Source organism: Candidatus Angelobacter sp. (assembly GCA_035607015.1).
Lineage (GTDB): Bacteria > Verrucomicrobiota > Verrucomicrobiia > Limisphaerales > AV2 > AV2.
This window is the reverse complement of sequence record DATNDF010000339.1, coordinates 1-5362: the sequence shown is the minus strand read 5'-3', so window position 1 is coordinate 5362 and position 5362 is coordinate 1. Positions and strand designations below refer to the sequence as shown.

The window sequence follows — 5362 nt, the reverse complement described above, 5'->3', positions numbered from 1 at the left end:
CGGGCAGAACTGGACTCCATTACCTTCAACGAAAAGGAACACTCGTTCCCCGGCGTTGAACCTGGGAACTTCACCAACATCAAGCGTGGTTGCTCCCACCGTGCCGCCGAGAAACTGGAGTGTCACTGTCTTGCCAGCGTTCCCTTTCAGGACTTGCTCCGTCTCAAATTCGACCAGTGTGAATATGGCTCGATCCGCTCCAACGGATCGCCATTCTGAGCGAGAGCCGACCGCCTTTCCGACAAAAACCAGATCGGCCCGGTCCGCCATTTCCTCAAAAGTAGGCGGAATGACGGTCGTTGCCATTGCAGTGCTGAGAAAGAGCCATGCAACCGCGCTAAATATCGCGACCTTGAAACATGTGTGTTTTGCCATATTTGCTTTGGGACTACTGATGAGAACTGCGCGAAGCTGACCCCTCTTTACCCGACGACATTTTACGACCAGTAGTCTCGGACCTCCTAAAGCACCCGGCTTGCCATTAACACTTTTCGAGTTCGACCAAACGCCTGACCATAGCCACGCACCCACCTGTCAGAGAGCCCGGTCAGAGCTTTTTTCCGAGGCGATTGATTGTCGCGTAAACTTTGCCGCGCAGAGACGCGCCTTCCTTGGCGTTCAGATTGTATTGAACCTGCAACTGCATGACCGGTTTCAAATTCGGAATTTCCAAAAACACCGTGCGACCATCGGCGAGCAACTTCGCGGAACGGACTGCAACCTGGTCGTGACCTTCTTTGTCCGGGTTGGCGACAGACCAATCTTTCGAACCGTATTGCGCGGCGTAACGATAGTTCCATTGCTCGACATCGTAGCTGCCCGTGTCTTGCGCGGCTTCCTTGTCAAGCGGTTGGGTGAACGTGAGCGTCAGGCCGTTGCTCTGCGCGTGCCACGCGACCGGCACGTCGAGCGGTTTGCCTGTGTAACGAACGCGTTGGAGGTTGCCGTCCTTGAGCGCGCTGGTTTGCCAGCCGATGCTGCCGACCACGTAAAGATGCCCGTCGCGCGGATTGAACGCACCACGCATTGCGCCGGAGAGGAAGCGTCCGGGCAACGAGACGGTCGCGGCTTGGGGCGCGCCGTCCACCACGTCTCGCAGCACGAGCATCATCATACAACGACCCCAGGAGAAATGCAGAAAGTGTCCGCCGAGACTTCCCCAATGACCGTCGGGAATCCACACCTGGCTCCCGCTCGAATTGTCCACGCTATGCGGAATCCAGCAGAGCACCGGATCATACCCAAGCGGACGGTCCGTTGTGACTTTCGGACCACCGTAGCCGTAGTAGCCGCCGCGTTTCGCCTCGATGATCACGGACGACGGCGTCCATTCCCCCTGCTGTGGCGCGACGGTGACGATGCCACCATCGGGACTGACGCCCATGCCGTTCGGATTGCGGAAACCCGTCGAAATGGTTTCCATCGTGCGACCGTCCGGCGATACGCGGTGCACGCCGACCGGATCCACATAATAAAAATTCCCGCGCACGTCGGTTTCCAGACCCGTCACGAAATGATGTGATTCTGGGAACGTCTGAATGAGACTGCAGAAGTCTTCGTAGAAATCCGCCTCGCCATCGCCATTTTCGTCGCGCAACCGCGTGATCTGGTCGCGACCGAGCACATAGATCCGATCGTTGACGACCTTGAGTCCAAGCGGCTGATAGAGTCCCGTGGCGAATCGTTTCCAGGTCAGCCTGCCCAGCTTGTCGTCAATACCGGTGACCTTCCAGACATCGCCGTGAATCGAACAGACGTAGGCTGTGCCGTCGCTGGTGAAGTCCACGCCGGAAAGAAACATGAGCGCGTTCCAGGGATTGTCGTAGGGGACTGTGAGCGTATCAATCGGCAGTGGGCCGGAGTCGGGCGCGACGTGGCCGGTGGTTTCGAGCGCGGGGAGCCAGCGAGCATCGGCCGGTTTGATCAAATCGGTCAACTCATCGGGAGGGGTGTGCGTCCTGGCCCAATGGTCCGCGTCGGAAACGCGATCGGCTGGACCATTCCAGACCGCCCACCAGAGGAGGGTCGGCTTCTTGCTTGCATCGAGTGAAACAGAAACGCTGTTGTCACCCACCGCCTTGAGGTCTTTCGCTATCAGACTCTGGAGGTAAATGATCGAGGTCTCCGTCGCGTTGGTTGACAGGGCGCGAAGGCGATGGATTGGAGTCCCCCCCCTGCCATCCAGAGCATCTTCTTCTTCGTGAATTGATGAGTTGTTCCTCACCGGGCCGAATCTGAATTCAAAAGGCGTTTCATGTGGTCCGACTTCGATAGTGCGAATAAATGCAGTTCTACCCGCGACCGGTTCGGCTTTGGGCGATTCCCTCACCGTCGCGTCGCCAATCCTGTATTCCAGCACAATCCGCTTGCCGTGAACGTAAAAACCACTGAATCGTCCGGTCGCGCCGGTCCAGCCCGGTCCATCGGGTGCGGCGAACTGCACCTTGCCCTCGATCCTCGGCGCGTGGAGCAAACCGAATCGCGCGGCGTCGAATTTCAGGAAACCGTCGGTCCAGCCCGCGCGCAGGTTCAGGTTGGCGGTGTCAAAACAAACGGTCGCCTCGTCGTGATCGCCGACGCGAATCGAGAGCGCTTTTGTGACGGTGCCGTTCGGCACCTGCAGCGTGGAGACGAGGAACTGTCCGACGTCCGTCCGGCTCCAGCGATTATCAATCCAGTCCTTCTCATCCTGTGTACCGGGCTCGCGCCCGGCGATGGCAGGAGTTCCAGCGGGTCGGGTGTCGGCAGGGCGCGTCGTGCTCAGCGGGCCGCGGGCCGCGGCGAGCCGCACTGGCGGCACACCGGGGCTCGCGCGCGCCGCCTGCGCGGTGTCGCTTGCGCTGCGTTTTTGTGATTCTTCCGACGTCCACGGACTGCCTTCCCGGAACAGCGCGCCTTCGGTCAACTGCCACGGCGGATCGAATGTGAGTTCTTCGCGTCCAGCGGCCCAGACACAGCCGCGGCGGATCAGCGCGGCAGCGCGGCGTATGCTTTCATCGCTGTGACCAAGCACGGTTTGAAACACACGTGCCTTTTCATAGTCGTAGGCCCACGCCATTGGCTCGCGTTGGTTCGTGGTTTTCGACATCGCGTACGCGAGCGGTTCGATCGTCAGCTCTCCTGCCTGGTGAAAATAGAGTTCGTCCACCGTGTCAAACGGCTGCAAACCGGCGATGATCGCATGCTTCACACCGGCGACCTCGACGCGAAACGGCCCGTACGCGTCGTGCCCGCTGGCGTTCGGCGGGCGGTGTTCCCAGGCGCGCCGGCAAATCTTTGTGAAATACTCCGGCCAGGCGTCGTCAGGCTTCGTGTTCGGCAACGAAGGATGCCACGCGCCGTCGGCAAAATGGATGATGGCCAGTCCGCCGCCGTTTTGCAGGTAACGAACGAAGTTTTTCCGCGCCCCTTCACTCAAGCCCGGCCGTTCCCAATTGCAATAGTTCAATGCGAGCAGGTCGTACCCGTTGATTTTGTCGGTCGCGAGGTCTTCAATGTCCTCCGTGACATGGACGATGGCTCGAGGGTCCTGTTCGAGGGCGAGAATGAGCGCGGCGGTCGTCGCGCGCCAGTCGTGCGCCGGATGGTTGTGGCCGGTGAGAACGAGCGTCTTGAAACGCTCGAACGGCTCCGAGCGCACGCCGTTCTCCGGCACGTCGAGTTTCGCCGTCCACGCGATCGCGTTGAGGATGAGTTTCCGAAAATCCGGGTTCCACCAGTTCGCGTAAAAATGTCCGCCGGTGAAACCGAATCCGCGCCCGCCACCGGCACGCTCGACCGCCCAGCCCACCGTGAAGTCATTGGTCTCTTTCGGTGGGCGCGTGACGATGATCGGCTTCAACCGCGAGTCATTTTCACGAAAGCGAATGCGGTAATAATACTCTTCCTGGGTGGTGAACGGCCTTACGCCACGCAGAATGGGATGGTCAGGCGTGCCCGGCTTCGACTCAGCCCGCCACGTTTGAATGGCGGAGTACCAGTGGTTCGGCGCGCTGCCGGTTTCGTAATCGAAATGACCGCCCACCCACTCGGTGATCTGATCGTGGACGCGCATCGGAGCAAACGTGCTCCAATGAAAGAATACAAGCCCGCAGCCGCGTTTCATCTGTCGCTCGATGACCCGAAAATGATCTCCGACATAGAGCGGGTGGTTCTTTTCCTCCCGATCCGTGCCGTCCGAGGTAAGGAAAATGGTATCGGCATCGTCGAGTGTCGAAGGATTGGCGGGCCAGCCGTGAAAATGCGTCTCGACACGCACCTTGCCTTGCAGATCGGGTGAGGTGTCGAGCAGTTGCTTCAGAAGGATGACGTTTTTCTCGTATTCGTGCGCCTCTTTCGGGTGGCCGGTGATCGGCCCGGCGATAAGGACAATCTTCTTGGGCGGGTGGGCGGCGCTGCCGGCGATCGAGCAGAAGCAAAACAGTAAAACGAATCCTGTTGAAAACGGGGAAAACATGGTGCGGCGCATAGGTGATGTGGCAAGTGTGACGACTTTGCAAAAGGAAACAAGCTCAAGCGTTCGACGCGGGGCGTCGCGGTGTCGTCGGTCAGGTCACACGACTGCAGATTCCGTCACCGTCAAGGTCCCGCGACCTGCGTCCAGGCGCGCGCGGAGTCCAAAGGGCACGGTAAGCTTCCGGGCGACATGGCCGTATTGAAATCCCTCGACCACCGGGACGTTCAACCATGACAACACCTCCTCGATTATTTCGTTCAGCTTCAGGTGCGGCTTTGCGGAGTCGCTCGCCTTGCAGTTCGTGAAGTGACCAAGCACAAGCCCGTTGATCTGATCCAGAATTCCAGCGTTGCGTAATTGAGTAAACATCCGGTCGATCCGATGAAAGTGTTCGCCGACGTCTTCCAGGACGAGGATTGTGCCACGGTAGTCGGGGCTAAAACGCGTGCCGAGGTTCGATACGAGCAATGACAGGTTGCCGCCCAGCAGCCGACCTTCGGCACGACCGGGAATCCGCGAATGCGAGGGTTCGTTGCGCGGATTCGGCAGCGGCCCAACGCGGCGAGTCGAAGTGAGCAGTCGCCAGAAATGTTCCTCGGTGTAAGGGTCGGGCTTTTGCCAGAATTCAACTCCCGGAAGCGGGCCGGAAAATGTGATCAGACCCGTCCGCCGGAGCAGGGCCAGTTGTAACGCCGTGACGTCGCTAAAGCCGACAATAATCTTTGGCCGACGCCGGACGGCGCGATAATCGACGAAGGGCAGCAGACGCGGCGAACCGTAGCCGCCGCGGATGGCGAAGATTGCTTTGATCTGCGGATCATTCAGCATCGCGTTCAGGTCGCTCAACCGCTGCGCGTCCGTTCCGGCAAAGAAGCCGTGTTGCGCGGCGACGTGCTCACCCAGCTT

3 protein-coding genes are annotated in these 5362 nt (G+C 59.6%); all 3 read right to left on the bottom strand.

The genetic code is table 11. The annotated features are described in order from the left end of the window. Nucleotides 1-375 (bottom strand): hypothetical protein (locus tag VN887_13605; GenBank protein HXT41041.1); only part of this gene is annotated, 375 nt, incomplete at its 3' end. A gap of 172 nt (nt 376-547) precedes the next feature. Further along, nucleotides 548-4456: a ThuA domain-containing protein gene (locus tag VN887_13600; GenBank protein HXT41040.1), complete on the bottom strand. Its 3909-nt coding sequence runs from the start codon at nt 4454-4456 to the stop codon at nt 548-550. A 96-nt stretch (nt 4457-4552) separates the two neighbouring features. Then, nucleotides 4553-5362, bottom strand: an 810-nt coding sequence (locus VN887_13595; GenBank protein ID HXT41039.1) for an LD-carboxypeptidase, incomplete at its 5' end; no start/stop codon positions are given.